The organism is Nonomuraea cavernae (assembly GCF_040655715.1).
Classification (GTDB): domain Bacteria; phylum Actinomycetota; class Actinomycetes; order Streptosporangiales; family Streptosporangiaceae; genus Nonomuraea; species Nonomuraea cavernae_A.
Genome location: NZ_JBFAKL010000023.1, coordinates 34,696 through 57,497 on the forward strand (window position 1 = coordinate 34,696; position 22,802 = coordinate 57,497).

Genomic DNA, 22,802 nt, shown 5'->3' on the forward strand with positions numbered 1-22,802 from the left:
CGTGCTCGCCGCCGCGCTCCCGGACGCCGCGGCCACAGTGGGTGCGTCGGGCGGGTCATTGGGGCGGATCACCGCTTCAGCCATTCGTTCAGCCGGCGCGCGAGCATCTTCTGGTTGTCGGCGTAGTAGCGGCTGTCGTAGGCGAAGGAGGTGCCGCCCTTCCCGGACGGCAGGAAGTCGTAGGTGGACGCCGACTCGTCGGGGCGGGCGTCCGGGTGGCCGGGGGCGACCGGGTAGATGTTGGACAGCTGGGCGTTCCGTTCGGCTCCGGTCATGTAGGCGGCCAGGGCCATGGCGGCGTCCTTGTTCTTCGCCCCCTTCGGGATGACGAGGTAGTCACTGCCGAGCCCGTACTCGTTCCACACCACGCCGATCTTGGCGCCGTCTTGCGCCATGGCGTACGCCTGGCTGGAGAAGACGGACGCGAGGGTGACCTCTCCGTCGGCGAGCAGCCGCACGGTGTCCGTGGGAGAGGGCGCCCAGATGAGCGACGACTTGATGGTGTCGAGTTTCCGGAACGCCCGGTCGACGTCGAGCGGGAACAGCTTGTCGATGCTCACGCCGTCGGCCAGCAGCGCCGACTCGTAGATGCCGGTGGGGCCGGACACCCGGAAGAAGGCCCGCTTTCCCGGGTATGCGTCGAGGTCGAACCACTCGGCCCAGGTCTTCGGCGGGTCGGGCGTCTTGTCGGTGCGGTAGCCCATGACGCTCGCGTACCGGTGCAGCGGCACGCGGTATTTGGTGCCGCCCTCGCCCGCCAGGCAGTCGATGAGGCCGCAGTCGAGTGGTTCGAGCAGGGCCTCCTGGTCGCCGGTGCCGAAGTCGCCGCCGACGTCGACCAGGTCCCAGGTGACCAGGCCCGACTTCACCATCGCCTCGATGCGCGCGTAGTCGGTCGACCCGACGTCCTGGACGATCTTGATGCCGGGGTTGGCCCGCATGTACGGGTTGAGGTACGCCTGCTCCTGCGCCTTCTGCAGGGCCCCTCCGTTGCTGGCGAAGGTCACCGTGGTCGGGCCGCCGCCGGCGCTCCCGCCTCCGCCACCGTCGCCGCATCCGGCCAGGAACTGGGGCATGGCCAGCAGAGCGGCACCGCCCAGCCCTCCTCGCAGCATCTGCCTGCGGGTCGGCCGGAGCCCTCCGCGTTCGTGGTCTCGCATGGTTCCACCTTTCGCCGTCTCACTCCGCGGTGGCCCCGTCAACGGGAGTGCTGGGAAGAATTGGATCCGAGTATCCAATTCGTCTAGACGGCTGTCAAGGGAGCTTTTCAGCGGGCGATGACAGGCGGTCTTACACAGGGAAGATCGGTCTTTGCGACTCGACGGCAGGCGTAGGTAGGATCCAATTATCCAGAGGTGACCCTGCTACAAAGAGAACGGAGAGCGATGGCATCCGACGCGCAGGAGTGGCGGACACGGCGTCAGGGAGGCGAGTCGCTGAGCCATTTCGTCACGCGGGCAATCCGGGAGGCGATCGTCAGCGGCCTGCTCGCCCCCGGCGAGCGCATCCCGCAAGAGCAGATCGCGGGCGCGCTCGACGTGAGCCGTATACCCGTACGCGAGGCGCTCCGGCAACTGGAGAGCGAGGGCCTGGTCCACCTGACGCCCAACAGCTTCGCCCGGGTCGCGAAGCTCGACATCACCGAGGTCAGCGAGATCTACCTCATGCGCGAACGGCTCGAACCGCTCGCGATCGAGCTGAGCACGCCGCGTCTTACCGAGGCGCAGCTCCGGCAGCTCCTCAACCTGCACACCGACATCGAGGACGGTCGGGACAACCCCGAGACGGTCCTCCAGCTCGACCGCGAATTCCACCTCGCCTGCTACGAGGGCGCGCCGGCCCGGCTGCGGCGGATCGTCAGCGACTTCTGGAACGCCACGCAGCACGCGCGACGGGCGTACAGCAACACGGTCCGTCCCGACGACGACGAGCACGAGGTGATGCGCGCCGAGCACTATCTCATCTACGTGGCGCTGAAGGAGGGTGACAGCGAGCAGGCCGGGGCGCTGCTGCGCGGCCACATCGCGCGCACCCGGACGCGGCTCGAACGTGAGCTGTCCGGCGAGGCCGGCGCCTGAGTCAGGCCGAGAAGGCCGGCTCTCTGAGGGCGGAGTCCACGAACACCGGCTGGCCGACGGACACCGGGCAGAGCTGGCGGACCATGTCGAGCACCTGGTCACGCAGGTAGCGCGCGACCAGCCGCCCCTTCTCGTCGAAGTGCGGGCAGATGGGTGAGAGCACCAGCTCGCCACCCATCACCACGGCCCCGGCGGCGGACAGCTCCTTGTACAGCTCGGCCTGCGCCCACATGGCGCCGCAGGCCCGCGCGCTGGCGCTCATCACCACGGCGCGCTTGCCCGCGAGCGCCCCGAAGGCCGACAGCCAGCCCAGCGTGTGGGTCAGCTCGGCGGGCAGCAGGCTGTGCTCGGGCGCGGTCAGCACCAGCCCGTCGGCCTCGTCCAGCGACCGGAGCAGCCCCGCCACCGGCTCGGGCGGCGGCCCGGGAACGTAGGGCGGCACCTCGGCCAGGTGCTGCCAGCATTCGAACCGCACGCCGGGCGGCAGCTCGCGGCCCACCGCCGTGAGCAGCCGGTTGACGAAGGACCCTGCGTGGAGGCTGGCGGCAATTCCGATGATTTGCACCCTCTACTCCCGCAGGTCTCGATGTGTGCCCGATGTCGGAAACCTGCCCGATGTCGGGGATGACCAAGACCAGCCGCTGGTCAAGAGGCGACCGGGTTCATCAGGGCGCCGGCGGCGCGCTCCGCGAGGTGGCGCCCGGCGAACGAGCGGGCCTCACCGATGAGGTGAAGCCCGGCGAGAGTCGCGCGAGCGTGCCCTCCGGTCAGCGCAGGGCGGCGCGCGCCTTTCGCTCCTCCCTGCGCGCGACGAACCTGGCGGCCGTGGTCTCGGTCTTGGCCAGGAACGCGGCCAGCTCCTCGCGGGCTCGCTCACCCTCGGCGTCGAGGCCGGTCTTGTCGAAGACGGCCCACTGCCGCAGCACGGGCATGAGCACGTCGTCGAGGTGGAGGCGCAGGTCGTAGATGCCCTCATGGGCGATGATCATGGCCTTGCGGGTGAAGCCCTCGATGCTGGAGCCCGGCATCTGGAAGGTGGTGACGACGTCGGTCACGGCCCGCATGGTCTGGTTGGGCTCGAGCTCGAAGGCCGCCTTGAGCAGGTTGCGGTAGAAGAGCATGTGCAGGTTCTCGTCGGCGGCGATGCGGGCCAGCAGCCGCTCGCAGCCCTCGTCGCCCGAGGCCTTGCCGGTGTTGCGGTGCGCGATGCGGGTGGCCAGCTCCTGGAAGGAGACATAGGCCAACTGCTGGAGCATGGTCCCGTAGTCGGTGATGTAGCCGGCTTCCATGTGGGTCATGCGGGCCCGCTCCAGCGCGACGGGGTCGACCGCGCGCGTCACGGTCAGGTAGTCGCGGATCGCCGTGCCGTGCCGGTCCTCCTCGGCGGTCCAGCGATGCACCCACGTGCCCCACGCGCCGTCACGGCCGAACGTGGTGGCGATCTCATGGTGGTAGCTGGGCAGGTTGTCCTCGGTCAGGAGGTTGACGATGAGCGAGACCCGAGCCGCCTCGGGAATCTTGGAGTCACCCTCCTGCCAGGCCTCGCCCTGGTAGAAGCCGTCGAAGTCACGGCCTTCGCTCCACGGGACGTACTCGTGCGGGAACCACTCCTTGGACATCTGGTGATGACGGTCGATCTCTACCGCCACCACGGGCTCCAGCTCGTGCAGCAGCTCCGTCTGAGACATCGCCATAGAAGATCCTCTCCTTCAGGTTACGGCACCGTAGGTTAGGCTACCCGAGGACGGCCACCGTCCAATAAAGTGCCCCTATGCGACCGAGTGTCCGCGGTGTCCTGCTCGATCACGACGAGCGCCTGATGATCTTCCGGCGCACCGTGCCCGGCCGCCAGGTCTACTGGTCGGTGCCGGGCGGTCACGTCGAGCCGGAAGACGCCACGCTCGAGGACACCCTGCACAGGGAGCTCCTCGAGGAGCTGGGCGCCACCGTCTCCGGCGTCACCCCGCTGACCACGGTGAGTTACCCCTGGCGGGGCGGGATCAAAACCCAGCACGTGTACGGCTGCCGCCTGGTCGCCCTGAATCCGGCGCTGCGCCACGGCCCGGAGCTGGAGGACCCGGCGCGCGGGCACTACGAGGTGGTCCGGCTGCCGCTGCGTCGCTCGGAGATCACCTCCCGGCACATCGTGCCGGAGCCGGTCGCCGACTACCTGTCGGCCACCATCACGGTCCTCCCCGGCCTCATCCCTCTCGGCGGTCCTCGATCTCCCACAGGTGGTCGATGATGTGCCAGGCGAGCCTGCGCACGGCGTAGCGGGGTGGCCAGGTGGTGACCGCCGGCGGCTCCCAGGGGCGTGACAGCACCTCGGCGAGCTCGTCGCGCATCGCGTCGCGGTCCTGGCGCGAGGTGTACGGCTTGTGCCGCACGCCCACCTTGCGGGCGTAGGAGCGCTCGGCGTCGACGACATGGTGGTAGATCTTCGTCAGGTCGCGCCCGCCTCCGCGCGGGCCCTTGCGCAGCTCCTCCGGCGAGACCGCCACGACCTCGTCGAACAGCTCCCACGCGGCCCGCAGCACCGCCACGTCACGCTGGGCCCGCTCGGCGTCGAGCGGCTCGGAGTCGAGGCCGGGCCTGGCCTCCGGGGCGCCGAAGTCGGTGCTCGTGCCGCCCGGCACCCGTTCGACGATCTCGGGCGGGCCCGGCTCGAACGTCAGCCCGGCCCGCTCGGCGACCACGCGGTAGCGCGGCACGTAGTCCATGAGCAGGTCGACGGCAGGTTGCTCGCCCTTGGCCACCCGGCACCAGCCGGGCCAGTCCAGCGAGCAGGCGAAGATCTTCTTGGGGCCGAGCTCCAGGTAGACGCGGTTCATACGGGCCAGCCTGCCACCCGTACCTGTCAGCCGCCGTCAGGTAAGGCGGCCGGCTCAGACCAGGTCGATGAGGTCGGCGACCGAGTCGACCACCAGCGAGGGCCGGAAGGGGAAGCGGTCGATCTGGTGCCGCCGCGTGACGCCGGTGAGCACGAGGATGGTGTGGAGCCCGGCCTCCATGCCGCAGACGATGTCGGTGTCCATGCGGTCGCCGATCATGGCGGTGGTCTCGCTGTGCCCCTCGATCTTGTTGAGCGCGCCGCGCATCATCCGGGGATTGGGCTTGCCGACGAAGTAGGGCTCGACGCCGGTCGCCTTGGTGATCAGCGCGGCGACGGCGCCGCAGGCCGGAAGGGAGCCCTCGGTGGACGGCCCTACCGGATCCGGATTTGTCGCGATAAATCGCGAGCCGCCCTCAATGAGGCGGATCGCGCGGGTGATCTGGGTGAAGCTGTAGGTCCGGGTCTCGCCCAGCACCACGTAGTCGGGGTCGAGGTCGGTCAGCACGTAGCCCGCGTCATGCAGGGCCGTGGTCAGCCCGGCCTCGCCGATCACGTACGCGGAGCCGCCGGGCCGCTGGTCGTCCAGGAACTCGGCGGTGGCCAGCGCGGAGGTCCAGATCGACGAGGGCGGCACGTGGAGGCCGGCGGCGGCGAGCCGTACCGAAAGGTCGCGCTGGGTGTAGATCGAGTTGTTGGTCAGCACCCTGAACGGCTTGCCCGAGTCGCTCAGCCGCTTGATGAACTCGTCGGCGCCCGGGACCGGCCTGCCCTCGTGCACCAGCACGCCGTCCATGTCGGACAGCCAATAGTCGATCTGCTTACGCTCAGCCACCGCACCATCGTATCGATCGGGGGTTGCCTGTTCCGTACCCGGTATATGAACAATGTCCCCATGTCGTTCACCGAATCCGCCCATGACATGCGAGACGAGCTCGTCCGGCTGCGCCACTCGCTGCACACGACCCCCGAGGTGGGCCTCAGCCTGCCGCGCACGCAGGAGAAGGTCCTCCAGGCACTCGACGGCCTCCCCCTGGAGATCACGACGGGGACGACGCTCAGCTCGGTCACCGCCGTGCTGCGCGGCGGCGCCGGCGGCGGGGAGGCGCCCTCGGTCCTGCTGCGCGGCGACATGGACGCGCTGCCCGTCGCCGAGCGCAACGACCTGCCGTTCATCTCGCGGATCGACGGCCAGATGCACGCCTGCGGCCACGATCTGCACACCACGATGCTGGCGGGCGCGGCGCACCTGCTGAGCGCGCGCCGCGAGCAGCTCGCCGGTGATGTGATCTTCATGTTCCAGCCGGGCGAGGAGGGGCACGAGGGCGCCAAGCACATGATCGGCGAGGGCGTGCTCGACGCGGCGGGCGCCCGGCCCGTCGCCGCGTACGGCATGCACGTCGTCTCGGCGATGCTGCCGCCCGGCCTGTTCGCCTCACGGCCGGGGCCGATCATGGCGGCGGCCGACGTGTTCGCCGTGACGGTCAAGGGGCGCGGCGGCCACGGCTCCTCCCCGCACCGCGCGCTCGACCCGATCCAGGCCGGCTGCGAGATGGTGTCGGCGCTGCAGGCGATGGTCACCAGGACGTTCGACGTGTTCGACCCCGTGGTGGTCACCGTGGGCCAGTTCCACGCGGGCACCGTGGACAACGTGATCCCCGACGAGGCGTACTTCGAGGCGACGGTCCGCACGTTCAGCCAGGCCAACCGCAAGCTGGTGAAGCGGCGGCTGGTCGAGGTGGTCGAGGGCATCGCCGCGGCACACGGGCTGGACGTCGAGGCGTCGTTCGGCAGAGGCTACCCGGTGACGGTCAACGACGCGGACGAGGCCGGTTTCGCCGGGCGGACGGCCGACGAGCTGTTCGGTCCCAGCCGCTACTTCGTCTCCCCGCAGCCGGTGATGGGCTCGGAGGACTTCTCGTACGTGCTGGAGCAGGTGCCGGGCGCGTTCGTCTTCCTGGGCGCCTGCCCGCCGGACCTCGACCCGGCCTCCGCCCCCTACAACCACTCGCCGGAGGCGAGGTTCGACGACTCCGTCCTGCCGGACGGCGCGGCGCTGTACGCGTCGCTGGCGATGTCGCGGCTGGCCTCCTGACGCCGGCCACGAAGTCCTGACGCGGCACGGCCCGCCTTCCCTCGTGGAGGGCGGGCCGTTCCGTAGGCTGGGCTGGTGATCGATCGTGTGGCCGTGGACGGCCGGCCAGGGGACGCCGCAGACCTGGGCCTGGCCCTGGCCGCGCGCTACGGCCACTTCACCGCGATGCAGGTGCGGCGGGGCCGGGTGCGCGGCCTCGACCTGCACCTCGACCGCCTGGAGGAGGCCAACGCCGAGCTGTTCGGCGTGCCTGTCGATCGCGAGCTGGTCCTGGCCTCGGTCCGGGCGGCGCTCGGCGACGAGCCCGACGCGAGCGTGCGGGTCATCATCGCCGACCGGGGCGGCGTCCGCGTGATCGCCACCGCGACGCCCCCTGCCGAGGTGGCCACCACGCCACGCGCCGTCGTCTCGGCCGCCTACCTGCGTTTCCTGCCGCACCTCAAGCACCTGGGCGGCTTCCCCCAGCTCTACCTGGGCGAGCGGGCCCGGGCGGCGGGCTACGACGAGGCGCTGCTGGTCGGCCCCGACGGCCGGATCTCCGAGGGCGCGATCACCAACCTGGGCTGCTTCGACGGCGAGCGGATCGTCTGGCCGGACGCGCCGATGCTGCGGGGCGTCACGATGCAGCTGATCGAGCGCGGCGGGCTGCCGTGCGTGCGCCGGCCGCTCACGGTCGCCGACCTGCCGGCGCACGGGGTGGCGTTCCTGGCCAACTCGATCGGGGTGGTGCCGGTGGGCCGCGTCGACGACCTCGCGCTGAAGGTGGACGAGGAGATCATGGCGCGGCTGATCGGCATGTACGAGGAGACGCCGTGGGATCCGATCTGATGCGGGCGTGGGTGGTGGCCGAGCCTGGGCCGATGGCGACCGGGCCGCTGGTGATGGAGGAGCGGCCGATCCCCGAGCCCGGCCTGGGCGAGGTGCTGGTCAAGGTGGAGGCGTGCGGCGTGTGCCGTACCGACCTGCACCTGGCGGAGGGCGACCTGCCGCCACGCCGGTCGCGCACCACGCCCGGCCACGAGGTCGTGGGGCGGGTGGTCGGCGGCGAGGGGCTGGCGCCGGGGTCGCGGGCCGGGGTCGCCTGGCTGCGGTCGACGTGCGGCGCGTGCCGCCACTGCCTGCGCGGTTCGGAGAACCTCTGCCCCTTCTCGGCCTACACCGGCTGGGACACCGACGGCGGCTACGCCGAGTACCTCACGGTCCCGGCCGCCTACGCCTACCCGCTGCCGGAGGACGTTCCGGCGGAGCGGCTGGCCCCGTTGCTCTGCGCCGGGATCATCGGCTACCGGGCGCTGCTCCGCTGCGACCTGCCCGAGGGGGGACGGCTCGGCATCTACGGGTTCGGGGCCTCGGCCCACCTGACCGCGCAGGCCGCCATCGCCCAGGGCGCGACCGTGCACGTGGTGACCCGGGCCCCGGCGGCGCGGGAGCTCGCGCTGGAGCTCGGAGCCGCCTCCGCCGGCGCCACCGCGCCGCCCGAGCCGCTCGACGCGGCGATCCTGTTCGCGCCGGTGGGGACCCTCGTACCACCTGCGCTCGAAGCACTCGAACGCGGGGGTACTCTGGCAGTCGCGGGGATCCATCTCACCGACATCCCTCAACTGAATTACCAGCGGCATCTGTTCCAAGAGCGGACCCTGCGGAGCGTGACCGCCAACACCCGTGACGACGGCCGGGCCTACCTCGACGTGGCGCTCGCCCATCCTCCACACGTGACGATCACGCCCTACCCGTTCGAATCCGCCGACCGGGCGCTGACCGACCTCGCCGACGACCGGGTCAGCGGCGCCGCCGTCCTCCTCTTCTCCTGACCTTCCAGCACATGAAGCCGAGCGCCATTGTGCAGGTGGATGAAGGAAAGTTACATTAACCTCACAACGTCTGGAGATTATTGACGCACCCCTGGCGCGACCGTAGGGTCCGGTCAATCCCACAGATCTTTAACAGGTCCGACATCCCCCGGAGCGGCATTATGAAGCGACTAGCAGCGGCAGTGGCGTTGCTGGGCCTCGCCACCGTCACCGCGTGCAGCGGCGGCGGCACCACCAACAAGTCCTCTTCGGGCGGTGGCGGCGGGCTCTTCACCACGATCGACGTGAACAGGCCCGGCCTTGAGCAGTCGGCCCCGGCCAACCCGTACGCGCCCAAGGGCAACTCGTTCGTCGGCTACAACGCGATGAACATCGCCTGGGTCAAGAACCATCTGACGGATCCCAACCAGGCTCTCCCCGGCATCGCGGCAAGCTGGGAGATCGCCCCCGACAACTCCGCCATCACCCTCAAGCTCCAGCCGAACGCCAAGTGGTCCGACGGCAAGCCCGTCACCGCCGAGGACGTCAAGTTCTCCATCGGCGTCGCCTACACGCAGGGCAGCACGGCGTTCTCGATCACCCCCGGCGCGGCGGGAGCCGCCGCCGAGGTCACCGTCGTGGACGACGCGACCCTGAAGATCACGCAGGACATGGCCAACCCCAGCCCCAAGTTCGCCCGGGGCGTGTTCGACACCATCGTGCTGCCCGCGCACGTGTGGTCGAGCGTGCTGCCCGCCGACTTCTGGGACAAGCTCAAGACCTCCCGCGGCGAGGGCGCCGACGCCGAGAAGGCGCGTGAGGAGGTCCTGGCCCTCGGCGAGAAGGTGCTCGCCTTCGCGCCGCCCAAGGACGTCTCGGCCGGCCCGTTCGTGCTGGAGCGGGTCAACCCCGGCGAGGCGCTGCTGGTCAAGAACAAGAACTTCTTCAACGCCGCCAACGTCGCGCCCGACCAGGTGAAGTTCCTCAACTACACCGGCAACGAGCAGATCTGGAACTACCTGACCGCCGGCAAGCTGGACCACTCCGGGTTCGTCGCCGCCCCGACCGACGTGATGAACCGGATCAAGGCCGCGCCGGGCAGCGAGGTCATCAAGGGCTACTCGCCGGTGGCCGTGGGCCTGGCGTTCAACCAGTCCAAGAAGCCGTACGACAACGTGCACGTGCGCAGGGGCCTGGCCTACCTGATCAACCGCGAGGAGGTCACCAAGGTCGCCTCTCCCGAGGGCGGCACGGCGGCCGTCACGACCACCGGCATCCACCAGAAGGCCGCGCAGGCCTGGATTCCCGACACGCTGGGCGCGCTCGAGCCGTACACGACCGACGTCGCGAAGGCCGAGAAGGAGTTCGAGGCGGCCGGCCTGACGAAGAAGGACGGCAAGTGGACCCTGGCCGACGGCAAGCCGTGGAAGGTGTCCATGCACGCGCCGGCCGGCTTCTCCGACTGGCTGTCGGCCCAGGAGAACATCAAGAGCCAGCTGATCAAGGCCGGGGTCGACGCGGAGGTCGTGACCACCGCCGACTTCCCGCTCTACCTTGAGGAGCTGGCCGCGGGCAAGTACGACGCCGGCTTCTGGCTGATGGCGCTCGGCCCCGCGCCGTACGACATCTACCAGCGTCTCTACGGCGCCTCCAACGGCTGGAACAACATCGCGGGCAAGGTCACGCACTCCCCCGCCGGTAAGAACAACAACTGGATGGGCGGCCCCGAGGAGATCGAGGTCGACGGCACCAAGGTCAACCCTGGTGAGCTGACCGCCAAGCTCAACTCCTCCACCGAGGAGGAGGCCAAGCCGATCATGGCGCAGCTGGCCAAGGCCGCCAACCAGGACCTGCCCGTCATCCAGCTCTGGGACTACGTCAACAACCAGTTCGTCAACAACAGCCGCTTCACCGGCTGGCCCAAGGACGACGAGATCCTCCGCTCCGGCGCCAAGGTGCTCCTGTCCGGCGTGTGGATCCAGACCGGCATGATCAAGTCGAAGTCGTAAACCTATGACGCTTATCGCACGCCGACTCGCGGGCCACCTGGCCCGCGGGTTCGTCATGATTCTCGTGGTCGCCACGATCAGCTTCTTCATCGTCAACAACATCCCCGGCGACCCCATGGCCGCCAGGTTCGAGAAGCTGATCGAGGGGGGCATGTCGCCCGAGGCCGCGGCACAGGCCGTCAAGGTGCTGTACGGGTTCCAGCCGGACAGCACGCTCTGGCAGCAGTACCTCGACTACATGGCCGGGCTCCTCCGTCTCGACCTCGGCGAATCCATCACGAGGCCGGGCACCCCCGTCCTGGACGTGCTCGCCGAGAAGGCGAAGTGGACCGTTCTACCGGTGCTGGCCGGCACCCTGCTCAGCTTCCTCGTCGGGATCATCCTCGGCGTCTACGCGGCTATCAAGCGCAAGGGCAAGCTGGGCGACCTGCTGGCGATCTCCGGCTCGCTGCTGCACGGCATCCCGCAGTACGTGCTGGCGATGCTGCTCGCGGTGATCTTCGCGACCCTGATCCCCATCCTGCCCGCCTCCGGGCCGGTGGACATCCTGTTCGAGCCGGGCCTCAACGCCGGCTATCTCGGCTCACTCGCCGAGCACGCCGTGCTCCCGATCGTCACCTACGCCCTGTCGGCGTACGGAGGCTGGATCCTGGCGATGAAGTCCAGCGTGGTCACCGTGCTGGGCGACGACTTCATCCTGGCCTCCGAGCTGCGCGGGATGAAGCGGTCGATCGTCTTCCGCTACATCGCGCGCAACGCGATCCTGCCGCTGTTCACGATCCTCGCGCTCTCCCTGGGGCTGTTGCTCGGCGGCGCCGTCTTCATCGAGAAGATCTTCAACTATCCGGGGCTCGGGCTGCTGCTCATCGACAGCGTCACCGAACGCGACTACGCCACGATGAGCGGGGCCTTCCTGCTGATCACGGTCGCGATCATCCTCGCGAACATCGTCGCCGACCTGTTCTACACCGTGATCGACCCGCGGGTGCGAAGCGGAGAGGAGGCGACATGAGCGCCACGCTGATCCCCGAGGCGGCGTCCGCCACCACGACCATGCGCCGCAACTTCTGGAGCGGCGTCTGGCGGGTGATGAAGCGCAAGCCCAGCCGGATGGCCGGGGTGGTCATCCTCGTGGGCTTCGCGTTCATGGGCGTCTTCGGGCCGATGTTCTTCCCCGAGCACCTGCCAGGCGACGTCAACGCCCTCACCCGGCCGCCGAGCTGGGAGCACTGGTTCGGCACCGACCCGCAGGGGCGCGACGTGCTCGCGCTGGTCATCACCGGCTCCCGCTACGTGCTGCTCTGCGCCACGGTGACGGCCGTCATCACGGTCGTCTTCGGCACCGCTCTCGGCCTGTTCTCCGGCTTCAAGCGGGGCCGCTGGGACACCGTGCTCATGCGGATCACCGACATGAAGCTCACCATCCCCGGCCTGCCGCTGCTGCTGGTCCTCGCGACCGTGTGGAAGTTCAGCAGCCCGATCCAGATGGGCCTGGTGCTCGGCCTGCTGGGCTGGGGCGGCGTGGCGCGGGCGGTGCGCGCGCAGACGCTCTCCCTGCGCGAGCGCGGCTTCATCGAGGCGGCCCGCGGGCTCGGCCTGTCCACGTCGCACATCGTCGGCAGGGAACTGCTGCCCAGCATGGCCCCCTACATCGCGATGAACATGCTCATCTCGGTCACCGGCGCCGTCTACGCGCAGGTGGGCCTGTTCTTCCTGGGCGTTCTGCCCTACGAGTCGGACAACTGGGGCGTGATGCTCAACCTGGCCGTGTTCCAGTCCGGGGCGATGATGCAGCCGAACGCGCTCGGCTACCTGCTGGCGCCGCTGCTGGCGATCATGCTGCTCACGCTCGGCATCGTGCTCGTGGTCGACGCCATGGACGAGATCTTCAACCCCCGGCTGCGTGAGGAGTAACGGTGGCCCAGGCAACAACAGGGCAGGCGCCGGGCGTGCGCGTCGACGGCCTGACGGTCGTCTACAAGACGCCGGCCGGCGAGCTGCCCGCCGTGCGCGACGTCAGCCTGACGTTGGAGCCCGGCTCGATCACCGGCATCGTCGGCGAGTCCGGCTCCGGCAAGTCCACGCTGGCGCTGTCGCTGCTGAACGCGGTGCAGCCGCCCGGCCGGATCTCCGCGGGCAGCGTGCAGATCGACGGGCTGGGCGACGTCGTGGGTCTCGAGGGCGAACGGCTCCGCAAGGCCAGGGGCGCGCACATCGGGTACGTGTTCCAGGCCGCCCAGAACTCCCTCAACCCGCTCAAGACGGTCGGTAAGCAACTGCTCGACCTGGGCCGTTCGCACGGCGTCGAGGATCGGCGCGGACTGGTCCGCGAGGCCAGGGAGTTGCTCGGCCGGATGGGCCTCGACGGGGCCCGGGTGCTCGACTCCTACCAGCACGAGCTGTCCGGCGGCATGCGCCAGCGGGTCGGCATCATGCTGGCGCTGGTGCTCAACGCGCAGGTGGTCGTCCTCGACGAGCCGACCACCGCGCTGGACATGATCACGCAGGCCAACATCCTGAAGATCGTCCGTGAGGTGCACGCCGAGCGCGGGCTCACCACGCTGGTCATCACGCACGACATCGGCGTGGTCGCCGAGGTCGCCGACCGGCTCGCGGTCATGTACGGCGGGCAGCTGGTCGAGCAGGGCCCCACGAGGCAGGTGCTGGGCGACCCGCGCCACCCCTACACCAAGGGCCTGATCAAGGCGATCCCCCGGCTGGTCGGCGACATCGACGAGGCGCGGGCGCTGCCGGGCCGGCCGCCGACCCTGGCGACCGTTCCGAAGGCGGGATGCGTGTTCAGGGAGCGGTGCGCGCTGCGGATGGACATCTGCGACACCGACGATCCGGCGGCGGTCGCGCACGGGCCGAGGATCGTGGCCTGCCATGCGGTGAAGGTGAAGGAGCACGCGTGATCACGGGCAACGGCATCGTCAAGACCTTCAAGCAGCGGGGCAACATGCTCGGCGCGCGGGAGGTGCGGGCGCTGCGGGGAGTGGACTTCTCGATCCCGAAGGGCGGCGCGGCGTCGTTCATCGGCGAGTCGGGCTGCGGCAAGACGACGCTCGGGCGGATCATCGCCGGGCTGGAGACGTACGACGGCGGCGAGATCGCCATCGACGGCGTCCCGATGTCGTCGCTCACGCTCAAGCGGCGCCAGCCGCACTTCCGCAAGATCCAGATGATCCACCAGGACCCCTACTCGGCCCTGAACCCGACCCGCACGGTCCACCAGACCCTGCGGGCGCCGCTGGCGCTGCGGGCGAAGCAGACCGGGCGGCCCAAGGCGTGGATGGACGAGCGGGCGGCCGAGGTGCTGTCGCTGGTCGGTCTCGACCCCGCGACGGTGCTGGCGCGCTACCCGCACCAGTTGTCGGGCGGCATGCGCCAGCGGGTGGTCATCGCCAGGGCGCTGACTGTCGACCCCGAGATGCTCGTCGCCGACGAGGCGGTCTCGATGATCGACGTGTCGCTCCGGCTCGGCATCCTGGCTCTGCTGAAGGACCTGCGCGAGCGGCTCGGGGTCAGCGTGCTGTTCATCACGCACGACGTGGCCACCGCCCGCTACATCGGCGACGACGGCGACCTGTACGTCATCTACCGGGGTCAGGTCGTGGAGCGCGGCCCGGTCGACACGGTGATCGCCGACCCGGTGCACCCCTACACGCAGTCGCTGCTGTCGGCCATCCCGGTCCTGCACGGGCTGGAGCTGCCGGGCGAGCAGCCGGTGGCGCCGCTGGAGGCGCTGGACGCGGGCCAGGACGACACCGGCTGCCTGTTCGCGGCCCGCTGCCCGTTCCGCGGCGAACGGTGCGACACGGAGCGGCCGCTGCTTCAGCTGACGGAGGGGGTTCCGCAGGAGCACGCGTGCTTCCACCCCGAGCGCCGCAGCGTCATCGCCCGGCCGATGAGCGAGGTGTGACTCCGTGACCCACGCCGACGACGCCGTGGAACGTACCCGGCCCCCGGCCGCCGGCCCCGCCGCGGACCGGGCGGCCGCCGGAGCGGTCTCCGCGGACCTGACGGAGACCGGCGCGGACGCCCCGGCCGCCGATCTGGCCGTCGCGGCCGAGTTGGCGCGGGAGGCGCTGGTGTTCGACGCCGCCGAGGCGCCCGCGCTGGTCGCGCGGCTGGCCGCCCCGCCCGCCGACCGCAGGTGGACGGCGCTGGTGTCCGGGGGCGGGGTCGTCATGGCGTCCATGTCCACGCGTGATCCGCTGGTCGGGCATGTCGACCTGCTCGCCGTACACCCTCGGGAGCAGGGGCGCGGGCGCGGCCGGGAGCTGGTGCGCGCGGCCGAGGAATGGCTGCGCGCGCAGGGGGCCACGCAGGCGCGCTTCGCCGGCAACCCGCCGTGCTACGCCTGGCCGGGCATCGACGTGCGCTACACCGCCGCCGCCTGCCTGGCCGAGAGCCTCGGCTACGAGCGCTACCACGTGGCCTGGAACATGACGGCCGACCTGTCCCCCGGCCCGCCCGCCGACCGCCCCGCTGCCGGCCTGCCCGTCAACCCAGCCGCCGACGGCCCCGCCTCCGGGCTGCCCGCCGATCGTCTCGCCACGGACGACGACGTGGCGCGGCTGGCGCGAGACGGGGTGGACGTGCGCGCGGCCGGAGCCGATCGCGAGCGGGTCGTCGCGTTCGTCAACGAGCACTGGAACGACCGCTGGGCCTGGGAGGCGGCCAACGCCGCCGGGCTGCACTACGCCGAGCGCGAGGGCGAGGTGCTGGCGTTCGCCGCCTGGGGCGCGCGACCGGCCTGGTTCGGCCCGATGGGCACCGCGCCCGCGGCGCGCGGGCTGGGCCTGGGCGGCGTGCTGCTGCGCCGCTGCCTGGCCGAGCAGCGCGCCGCCGGGCAGAGCAGCGCCCAGATCGGCTGGGTCGGGCCGCTGCGGTTCTACTCGCGCGCCGTGGGCGCGCGAGCCGAACGCGTCTTCTGGCTCTACCGGCGCGACCTTGCGTGAGATGTCAGGAATAGAGCAGGCGGCCTTCGGGGTGAGCGGGTTCGGGGCACAGGGTCCGCGGGTCCTGGCCCGCGTCCAGGCACCGGGTGAGCGTGCCGGAGCCCCACAGCTGGTCCAGCTGCAGCTCGGGACCCCGCCAGGCGAAGTCGCCGGCGTAGAGCTCGCGGGCCACGTGCAGCATCGACAGGCCCGTCAGCACCGGCCGGAACGCCACCGGGTCGTGCACGTGCGACTGGACCCCGCGCGCGGGGATGCCCGCGTGCTTGTGGAACATCGGCGTGAACCACGTCTCACGGAACCGCACGCCGGGCAGCCCGAGCGCGTTGAGCGCCGGGGCGAACCTCTCGTCCACGTACGGCGCGCCGACCAGCTCGAACGGCCGGGTGGTGCCGCGTCCCTCGGAGAACGTGGTGCCCTCGAACAGCCCGGTCCCCGGGTAGACGAGCGCGGTGCCGGGGGTGGGCATGTTGACCGACGGCATCACCCAGGGCAGGCCGGTGCCGGCGAAGGTCATGTCGCGCCGCCAGCCCTCCATCCTCACCACGTGCAGGTCCAGGTCGAAGCCGAAGAGCAGGGCCAGCTCCCCCACCGTCCTGCCGTGCCGCAGCGGCAGCGGAAACCTGCCGACGAAGCTGGCGAACTCCGGGTCGAGCGGCGGTCCCTCGGTCACGGTGCCGCCGAGCGGGTTGGGGCGGTCCAGCACCACGAAGCGCAGCCCGAGCCGCGCGGCCGAGGCCATCAGGTCGTACATGGTCCAGACGTAGGTGTAGAAGCGGGCGCCGACGTCGGCGATGTCGAAGACGAGCGTGTCGACGCCGGAGCGGGCCACCACCTCGTCCAGCGCCGCCCCGTCGATCGCGTGGGTGTCGAAGACCGGCAGGCCGGTCCCGGGGTCGGTGGTGTCGCCCTCGCCGAAGCCCGCCTGCGCGGTGCCGCGGATGCCGTGCTCGGGGCCGAACAGCGCGGTCAGCGGCACCCCGGCCGCCGTCAGCGCGTCCGGCGTGGGGGTGAGGTCGGGCAGGACGCCGGTGGGATTCGTGATCAGGCCGAGCCGGTGGCCGGCCGCCAGTGCGGGATCCGCGGCCAGCCGTTCGGCGCCGGTTCTTACGTACATCATGAACCCATTGTCTGAAAGATATTTACAAGAGAGAAGTAAAGGGTGGAAATTAGCGTCATGATTGATCCGCTACCTGAGCTGTCCACCGAACAGAGCGACCCCCGCTACAGCCAGATCGACCGGCTGCCGACCGAGCGCATCGCCCGCTTGATGAACCAGGCCGACGCCGCGGTGCCCGCCGCCGTCGCGGTGGTCATCCCGGCCATCTCCGACGCCATCGACGCGATCGCCGCGCGGATGGGCGCGGGCGGGCGGCTGTTGTACGTCGGCGCGGGCACGTCGGGCCGGCTGGCCGTGCTCGACGCCTCGGAGTGCCCGCCCACGTTCGGCACCGACCCCGAGCTGGTGCAGGGGATCATCGCGGGCGGTCCGGAGGCGCTCACGCGGTCGGTCGAGGGCGCGGAGGACGACGACGAGGCGGGCGGCGCCGCGATGGCCGGGCTGGACGTGGGGCCGCTCGACTCGGTGGTGGGCGTCTCGGCCAGCGGGCACGCGCCGTTCGTGCTGGGCGCCCTGGCGGAGGCGACCCGGCGCGGCGCGCTCACCGTCGGGCTGTCGTGCAACGACCGCGCCCCCTTGTCGGCGGCCGCCGAGCACGCGATCGAGGTGGTCGTGGGCCCCGAGGTGGTGACCGGCTCCACCCGGCTGAAGGCGGGCACCGCCCAGAAGCTGGTGCTCAACATGATCTCGACCATCTCGATGGTTCGGCTGGGCCGTACCTATGGGAACGAGATGATCGAGATGTCGGCGATGAACAGCAAACTGGCGGGGCGGGCGCTGCGGATGGTCAGGGACATCACCGGCGCCGACCACGAGACGGCGGCGCAGGCGCTGGACTCGGCGGGCGGACAGGCCAAGACCGCGGTGGTGATGATCCAGCACGGGCTCGACGCCGCGGGGGCGCGCGCGCTGCTGGAGTCGCACGGTGAGCGGCTCAGCGACGCGCTGAGCGGCTGACCGCACAGGGGTGGCACGGGGACGGGAGGGGGGACGATGTCCGACCGGTTGGACGCGATCCTGGCGGGCGGGGTGCCGGGAGTGTGCTCGGCGGCGGTCGCGCTGATCGCCGTGGACGGAGCCGTCGTGGCCTCCTCGGCCGCCGGCGAGCTGGTCCGTCACCTGGACGCGGCCGGGACACTCGCCCCCGACCGGCCGCCGGCGCGCCGCGACTCCATCTTCGACCTGGCCTCGATCAGCAAGCTGTTCACCACGGTCGTGGTGCTCTCGCTGGCCGAGGAGGGCCGGCTGGGCCTGGACGAGCCGGTGAGCGCCTGGCTCCCGGGGCGCGACCCGCGGATCACGCCGCGCCGCCTGCTCACCCACACGGCGGGGCTGCGGCCCACCCGCCGCGTCGACCTGGAACTGCCCGGCGCCGGCCCGGCCGCCCGGCTGGCGGCCATCACCGACACGCCGGTCACCCGGCCCGTCGGCGGGCCCTACCTCTACACCGACGTCGGCATGGTCATGATGGGGCACGTCGCCGAGGTGGCCGGCGGCGCGCCGCTCGACGAGCTGGTCCGCGCCCGGGTGACCGGCGTGCTGGGGCTGGCCGACACCGGCTACCGTCCCGGGCCGGAGGCGCTGACGCGCGTCGCCGCCACCGAGTGGAAGGCCGAACGCCCCGGGCCGGGCTGCGTGCGCGGCGAGGTGCACGACGAGACCTCCTACGCGCTCGGCGGCGTGGCGGGGCACGCGGGGCTGTTCGCCACGGCCGACGACGTGCTGACCTTCGGCGAGACGCTGCGGCTCGGCGGCGGCGCGATGCTGCGTCCCGGCACCGTGGCCGAGATGCTGCGCGACCAGGGGGCGTCGGGGGCGGGGTTCCGCCACGGGCTGGGCGTCCGGATCGGCGACCCGGCCATCGCCGGGCCGCTGACCGGCGCCTTCGGCCACTCCGGCTTCACCGGCACCTCGCTCGTCGTCGACCCCGTCCGCCGGCTGACCGTGGTGCTGCTGACCAACGCCGTGCACCCGGTGCGCGGTCGCGACGGCATCCGCGGCCTGCGCCACGCCGTCGCGACCGAGGCCCTCCGCCTCGCCGCCCGGACCGGCGCATAGCGCCAGGCTTCACGCGGTGGGGCGGAGGGCCTCCAGTGCCTCCTCGGCGCGCCGCATGGCGTCCTTGGCGTCAGCGGAGGCGATCTCCCGGTCGAAGTTCAGATCGTGGAAGACGTCCGTCACGCCCTTGGCTTCCAGGTCCGCCACGTCGGCCCTGATCTCCTCGTAGGAGCCCGTGAGCGGGCGCCGGTCGGCGCCGGCGCCTTCGGGCCGCACCTGGGTGACGCCCCGGCACACGAAGCGCAGCGCCGCCGGGTCGCGCCCGGCCCGCTCCGCCGCCTCCTTGACGGCGGCGACGCGCGGCCCGATGCCCGCCAGGTCCTCCCGGCTGGAGCTCACCCAGCCGTCGGCGAGCCGCCCGGCGCGGCGCAGCGCCACCTCGGCGGTGCCGCCCAGCAGGATCGGCGGCGCCGGCGACGGCTTGGGGTCGAGGTGGGAGGGCGGGATCCGGTAGAACTCGCCGTGGTGCTCGACGACGTCGTCGGTCCAGGCCTTGCGCAGCACCTCGACGAACTCCTCGCCCCGGCGCCCGCGATGCTCGAAGCCCGTGCCCATGGCCTCGAACTCCTCGGGCAGCCACCCCAGCCCCAGCCCCGCCGTCAGCCTGCCGCCCGAGACCGTCTGCAACGTGGCGAGCTGCTTGGCCAGCAGCACCGGCGGGACGTAGGCGTTGATCACGGCCACACCCAGCCGCACGGTGCTCGTCACCCCGGCCAGGTAGGAAAGTGTGACCACCGGGTCATGCACGCTGCGGTAGGTCGGCCCCATCGTGTGCCCGACGGGATAGAGCAGCCGCTGGAACGTCCACAGCTCGTGGTAGCCGAGCTGCTCTGCCCGCGCGGCCACGCGCCGCATATTGTCCGGGGTGGCCCAGGCGCCCGACTGGGGCACGGCGAAACCGATTCTCATGACCCCTAGTCTGTACGAGTGGATCTAGAGGCGGAACTCGCCCGCGTCGCGGGCGCGTACGGCGGTTCCGGCGACCCCGTGGTCCATCCCACGCGCACCGACGTGGTGGTCGTGCGCCGGGGCGAGGTCGTGGTCAAGGCCCACTCGCTCCGCGACGACCCCGACTCCCTGCGGCCCCGGCTGGCGGCCACCGCCTCGGCCGCGCTGAGCGGCGTGATGCTCGCCCCGCTGGATCCCGAGGTGCTGAAGGTGGGCGACCGGGCGGTCACCGTCTGGCCCGCCGGGCGGCCCGTCTCCCCCGACGATCCCGACTCGGCGCCCTGGGAGGAGGGGGCCCGGCTGCTGGCCAGGCTGCACGCCGTACCTCTCACGCTGCTGCCGCCGCTGCCGGCGGCGGGCGGCCCGGAGCGGGCCGCGCGGGCGGTCCGCCGCATGCCCGGCGACGGCCCAGTCGAACGACTGTTACGGGTGACGTTCGACCGGCTGCCCCCGCGGGAGCCGCGGCCCGGCCTGCTCACCCACGGCGACTGGCACCTGGGCCAGCTGGTCCGGCGCGACGGCTGGCTGCTCATCGACATCGACGACCTCGGCGTCGGCGACCCCGCCTGGGACCTGGCCAGGCCCGCTGCCTGGTACGCCGCCGGGCTGCTCGACCCGGCCGTCTGGGACCGGTTCCTGGGTGCCTACCTGGCCTCGGGCGGGCCCGCGCTGGGCGCGGGCGACGACCCGTGGCGCCTGCTCGACCGGCCGGCCAGGGCGCTGACCGTGCAACTGGCCGCCGTGGCCGTGCTCAACGCCGCCCGGGAAGGCCGGGAACTCGACGAGGTCGAGCATTCGTTGATCGAGGCGTGCAACAGAATCGTCAGAGCATGACGCCGTTGCGCGCGGTAGGTTTTCCTCACAGATTCCAGGCCAAGGAGACCGACTAGAGATGCAGTGCCCGAAGTGCCGCGGCAACATGCGGACCTATGAGCGCAATGGTGTCCACATCGAACAGTGCGACAACTGCCGGGGGATCTTCCTCGACTACGGCGAGCTCGAGTCGCTGACCCAGATGGAGTCCAGCTGGCACTCCACTTCCCCGCCTCCGGCTCCCGGCGGCCCTGCCTGGGGGGCGCCGCGTCACGGCGGCCCTCACCACGGCGGGCACCACCACCGGAAGAACAGCTGGGTGGGGATGCTGTTCTCGTCCTGACGTCACCCGGCGTCAGCTGATGTCAGCTGACGCCGTCTGATGTCCTCTGATGGCGAAGGGCCGCACACGTGGGGTGCGCGGCCCTTCGACGCGTCCGGGCGCGGGATCAGCCGGGGAAGTCCTCGGGATCCACGGCCGAGGTGGGGGCGTTGCCGCCGGAGATGGCGTGCAGCGTGATCCGCCAGTCGTGCCAGAGGATCTGCGTCGCGGTGAACGTCGTCTTGAACTTGACCGACTTCGAGAAGCGCTCGAAGCTGCACTGGCGGGTGAACGACCCGTTCTTGCCGTCCCAGTCGACGCCGTGCGTGAAGTAGATCTTGTACGTGCCGTCGCGGACGCCGCTGACCTTGAACTTCGCCTTCTTGCGCACGTAGACGCTGAACTCCTTGGCCTTGCCGCGCATGACGGTGACGACCGCGTCGCGGGTGCCGCCGTTGTGGATCTGCAGCGAGCTGCGGCCGTTCAGGGTGCCCCGGCGGATGTAGCTGCCGTTGCCGAGCCGCCGGGTCTTCTTGCTCGCGGCCTTCACCGTGACCACGTCGGCCGGGTAGTCGCCGGCCTTCTGGAGCGCCTCGCCCGCGTCGTCGAGCGCCTTGAGCCGGTCGTCGAGGTCGGTCAGGACGGCCGAGGAGGTGCACAGGTCGCGGCTGCCGACCCTGCCCGCCGTCGAGCCGAGCCCGGTGGCGAACTCCCGCATACTGGCCACGTAGGCCTCGTGCTGCGGCCGTACGTCCTCGGGCGGAGCGAGCGCGGCCAGCGTGTCGGCGCCGCCGGCCAGCGCCTCCTGGGCCCGGCCGACGCGCTGGTCGAGCGTCTTGACCGTGCGCGCGCCGACCATGGACGTGATCGCGCCGGTGACGGCCTTCCGCGTGGCGGCCAGTTCGGTCTTGTACGCCTCGGGGTCGAGCGCGGCGGCGGTGGGAGTGCCCGAAGGGGCGCCCAAGCCGGTGGACGCCGGGCTGTCGGGGACGGAGGTCAGGCCGCCGGCCACGCCACTGGCCCTGGGCTCGCCGCCGGTCGGCGCTGACGGGGTCGCGGTGCACGCGGCCAGCGTCAGGGTCGCCAGGGCGAGTGCACAGGGGATCGATCGGGGGGCTGCCACCTGCCACACTATCGCCCGATTGATCCCCAGACGTCAATCTCACTCCAGGCAGTCCACCGCTACCACCTGGTGATATCGAGGGATAACGGGGTGACACTGGGCCGTTCAGCGGGCGGTTCAGCGGGGTGTGACCGTCCTGGCCCGGTGGGCGGCCACGTTGACCCGGTTGGCGCAGGCCGGCGAGCAGAACCTGCGGCGCCCGTTGCGCGAGGTGTCGACGTAGACGGTGACGCAGCCCCGCCGATCGCAGCGGCCGAGGCGGCGGCCGCCCGAGAACGACATGGCCAGGGCCAGCCCGCCCGCGGTGGTGTCCCTGGTCCGGGAGACGATGTCGGCGTCGACCGAGAAGAAGTGCAGGTGCGGCTCACGGCCGTCGTGGGCGCTCACGTACGGCTTGGACGCGGTCTCGTCGAGCAGGTCGTTGATCAGTTTGATCTGGGTGTCCTGGTCGGTCTCCCCGAACACCGGCGCGAGCCGGCCCGCCCACGCCCGCAGCAGCCCCGCCTGGGCGGGCGTCAGCTCGGTGCGCAGCATCCCGTGCTCGGTCAGCATCGGCTCCAGCGCCTCCGGGCTGTGGTCGGTGGCGTTGACCAGGTCCGCCGCGAGGGCGGCCCCGTTGCCGCCGTAAGCGTTGAAATGCATAAGGCCATTACAT

Annotated in this window: 24 protein-coding genes; 15 read left to right on the forward strand and 9 right to left on the reverse strand. The window is 71.3% G+C overall.

Going from position 1 to position 22,802, the window contains the following annotated elements; genetic code table 11:
• Positions 1 to 68 precede the first annotated feature (68 nt).
• Positions 69 to 1,160 (reverse strand): ABC transporter substrate-binding protein, encoded by a 1,092-nt coding sequence (locus AB0I38_RS28855; RefSeq protein ID WP_358482464.1) that lies wholly within the window; start codon positions 1,158 to 1,160, stop codon positions 69 to 71.
• 225 nt (positions 1,161 to 1,385) lie between these two features.
• Between AB0I38_RS28855 and AB0I38_RS28860 the strand changes: the two genes are divergently transcribed.
• Positions 1,386 to 2,078, forward strand: a complete 693-nt coding sequence (locus AB0I38_RS28860; RefSeq protein ID WP_358482490.1) for a GntR family transcriptional regulator — start codon at positions 1,386 to 1,388, stop codon at positions 2,076 to 2,078.
• A gap of 1 nt (position 2,079) precedes the next feature.
• On the opposite strand, the gene AB0I38_RS28865 is transcribed toward AB0I38_RS28860, so the two are convergent.
• Together AB0I38_RS28865 and AB0I38_RS28870 are read right to left on the reverse strand one after the other, a co-directional pair.
• Entirely contained in the window at positions 2,080 to 2,643 is a 564-nt protein-coding gene (locus AB0I38_RS28865; RefSeq protein WP_358482509.1) for an NADPH-dependent FMN reductase, read from the reverse strand.
• Positions 2,644 to 2,845: 202 nt separating this feature from the next.
• A complete protein-coding gene (locus tag AB0I38_RS28870; protein ID WP_358482521.1) occupies positions 2,846 to 3,772 on the reverse strand; it encodes an acyl-ACP desaturase in 927 nt (308 codons plus the stop codon).
• A gap of 77 nt (positions 3,773 to 3,849) precedes the next feature.
• Here AB0I38_RS28870 and AB0I38_RS28875 point away from each other — a divergent pair, with 77 nt between their 5' ends.
• Positions 3,850 to 4,323, forward strand: a complete 474-nt coding sequence (locus tag AB0I38_RS28875; RefSeq protein WP_358482536.1) for an NUDIX hydrolase — start codon at positions 3,850 to 3,852, stop codon at positions 4,321 to 4,323.
• Here the strand turns inward: AB0I38_RS28875 and AB0I38_RS28880 are convergent.
• Positions 4,280 to 4,909 carry a hypothetical protein gene (locus tag AB0I38_RS28880; protein ID WP_358482551.1) on the reverse strand — a complete coding sequence of 210 codons (630 nt, stop codon included), beginning with the start codon at positions 4,907 to 4,909 and terminating at the stop codon, positions 4,280 to 4,282. The genes AB0I38_RS28875 and AB0I38_RS28880 overlap by 44 nt on opposite strands.
• Positions 4,910 to 4,963: 54 nt before the next feature.
• Positions 4,964 to 5,743: an HAD-IIA family hydrolase gene (locus AB0I38_RS28885; protein WP_358482556.1), complete on the reverse strand. Its 780-nt coding sequence runs from the start codon at positions 5,741 to 5,743 to the stop codon at positions 4,964 to 4,966.
• Positions 5,744 to 5,803: 60 nt separating this feature from the next.
• On the opposite strand from AB0I38_RS28885, the gene AB0I38_RS28890 reads away from it, so the two are divergent.
• The 9 genes from AB0I38_RS28890 to AB0I38_RS28930 all read left to right on the forward strand — a co-directional run bounded on the left by AB0I38_RS28890 (position 5,804) and on the right by AB0I38_RS28930 (position 15,766).
• Positions 5,804 to 7,003, forward strand: a complete 1,200-nt coding sequence (locus tag AB0I38_RS28890; protein ID WP_358482563.1) for a M20 metallopeptidase family protein — start codon at positions 5,804 to 5,806, stop codon at positions 7,001 to 7,003.
• A gap of 75 nt (positions 7,004 to 7,078) precedes the next feature.
• Positions 7,079 to 7,831, forward strand: coding sequence for an aminotransferase class IV (locus AB0I38_RS28895; protein ID WP_358482575.1), 753 nt, complete (start codon positions 7,079 to 7,081; stop codon positions 7,829 to 7,831).
• Entirely contained in the window at positions 7,816 to 8,814 is a 999-nt protein-coding gene (locus tag AB0I38_RS28900) for a zinc-dependent alcohol dehydrogenase family protein (RefSeq protein ID WP_358482590.1), read from the forward strand. The genes AB0I38_RS28895 and AB0I38_RS28900 overlap by 16 nt, the downstream gene beginning before the upstream one ends.
• Positions 8,815 to 8,975: 161 nt before the next feature.
• Entirely contained in the window at positions 8,976 to 10,802 is a 1,827-nt protein-coding gene (locus AB0I38_RS28905) for an ABC transporter substrate-binding protein (RefSeq protein WP_358482599.1), read from the forward strand.
• 4 nt (positions 10,803 to 10,806) lie between these two features.
• The gene (locus AB0I38_RS28910; protein ID WP_358482614.1) at positions 10,807 to 11,814 is read left to right on the forward strand and encodes an ABC transporter permease; all 1,008 of its coding nucleotides are present in this window, start codon (positions 10,807 to 10,809) and stop codon (positions 11,812 to 11,814) included.
• Positions 11,811 to 12,716, forward strand: a complete 906-nt coding sequence (locus AB0I38_RS28915) for an ABC transporter permease (protein WP_358482639.1) — start codon at positions 11,811 to 11,813, stop codon at positions 12,714 to 12,716. Before AB0I38_RS28910 ends, AB0I38_RS28915 begins: the two co-directional genes overlap by 4 nt.
• Positions 12,717 to 12,718: 2 nt before the next feature.
• Complete coding sequence (locus AB0I38_RS28920; protein WP_358482660.1) at positions 12,719 to 13,717, forward strand: ABC transporter ATP-binding protein; 999 nt, start codon at positions 12,719 to 12,721, stop codon at positions 13,715 to 13,717.
• Positions 13,714 to 14,724 (forward strand): ABC transporter ATP-binding protein, encoded by a 1,011-nt coding sequence (locus AB0I38_RS28925; RefSeq protein WP_358482688.1) that lies wholly within the window; start codon positions 13,714 to 13,716, stop codon positions 14,722 to 14,724. Before AB0I38_RS28920 ends, AB0I38_RS28925 begins: the two co-directional genes overlap by 4 nt.
• A 4-nt stretch (positions 14,725 to 14,728) precedes the next feature.
• Complete coding sequence (locus AB0I38_RS28930) at positions 14,729 to 15,766, forward strand: GNAT family N-acetyltransferase (protein WP_358482709.1); 1,038 nt, start codon at positions 14,729 to 14,731, stop codon at positions 15,764 to 15,766.
• A 4-nt stretch (positions 15,767 to 15,770) separates the two neighbouring features.
• Here AB0I38_RS28930 and AB0I38_RS28935 read toward each other — a convergent pair whose 3' ends face one another.
• Positions 15,771 to 16,883 (reverse strand): exo-beta-N-acetylmuramidase NamZ family protein, encoded by a 1,113-nt coding sequence (locus AB0I38_RS28935; RefSeq protein WP_358482718.1) that lies wholly within the window; start codon positions 16,881 to 16,883, stop codon positions 15,771 to 15,773.
• A gap of 57 nt (positions 16,884 to 16,940) precedes the next feature.
• Between AB0I38_RS28935 and murQ the strand changes: the two genes are divergently transcribed.
• Positions 16,941 to 17,840, forward strand: coding sequence for an N-acetylmuramic acid 6-phosphate etherase (murQ, locus tag AB0I38_RS28940; RefSeq protein WP_358482734.1), 900 nt, complete (start codon positions 16,941 to 16,943; stop codon positions 17,838 to 17,840).
• A gap of 36 nt (positions 17,841 to 17,876) precedes the next feature.
• Positions 17,877 to 18,941 carry a serine hydrolase domain-containing protein gene (locus tag AB0I38_RS28945; RefSeq protein ID WP_358482748.1) on the forward strand — a complete coding sequence of 355 codons (1,065 nt, stop codon included), beginning with the start codon at positions 17,877 to 17,879 and terminating at the stop codon, positions 18,939 to 18,941.
• 9 nt (positions 18,942 to 18,950) lie between these two features.
• On the opposite strand, the gene AB0I38_RS28950 is transcribed toward AB0I38_RS28945, so the two are convergent.
• Positions 18,951 to 19,850 carry a TIGR03619 family F420-dependent LLM class oxidoreductase gene (locus tag AB0I38_RS28950; protein ID WP_358482762.1) on the reverse strand — a complete coding sequence of 300 codons (900 nt, stop codon included), beginning with the start codon at positions 19,848 to 19,850 and terminating at the stop codon, positions 18,951 to 18,953.
• Positions 19,851 to 19,868: 18 nt separating this feature from the next.
• Between AB0I38_RS28950 and AB0I38_RS28955 the strand changes: the two genes are divergently transcribed.
• Both AB0I38_RS28955 and AB0I38_RS28960 read left to right on the forward strand, forming a co-directional pair.
• On the forward strand, positions 19,869 to 20,723 hold the full coding sequence (locus tag AB0I38_RS28955) for a phosphotransferase family protein (RefSeq protein ID WP_358482780.1): 855 nt from the start codon (positions 19,869 to 19,871) through the stop codon (positions 20,721 to 20,723).
• Between the two features lie 58 nt (positions 20,724 to 20,781).
• Positions 20,782 to 21,045 (forward strand): zf-TFIIB domain-containing protein, encoded by a 264-nt coding sequence (locus AB0I38_RS28960; RefSeq protein ID WP_358482793.1) that lies wholly within the window; start codon positions 20,782 to 20,784, stop codon positions 21,043 to 21,045.
• 106 nt (positions 21,046 to 21,151) lie between these two features.
• Here the strand turns inward: AB0I38_RS28960 and AB0I38_RS28965 are convergent, their stop codons facing one another.
• The gene (locus AB0I38_RS28965; RefSeq protein WP_358482802.1) at positions 21,152 to 22,147 is read right to left on the reverse strand and encodes a hypothetical protein; all 996 of its coding nucleotides are present in this window, start codon (positions 22,145 to 22,147) and stop codon (positions 21,152 to 21,154) included.
• Positions 22,148 to 22,264: 117 nt separating this feature from the next.
• Positions 22,265 to 22,789, reverse strand: coding sequence for a CGNR zinc finger domain-containing protein (locus tag AB0I38_RS28970; protein WP_358482814.1), 525 nt, complete (start codon positions 22,787 to 22,789; stop codon positions 22,265 to 22,267).
• Positions 22,790 to 22,802: the final 13 nt, after the last annotated feature.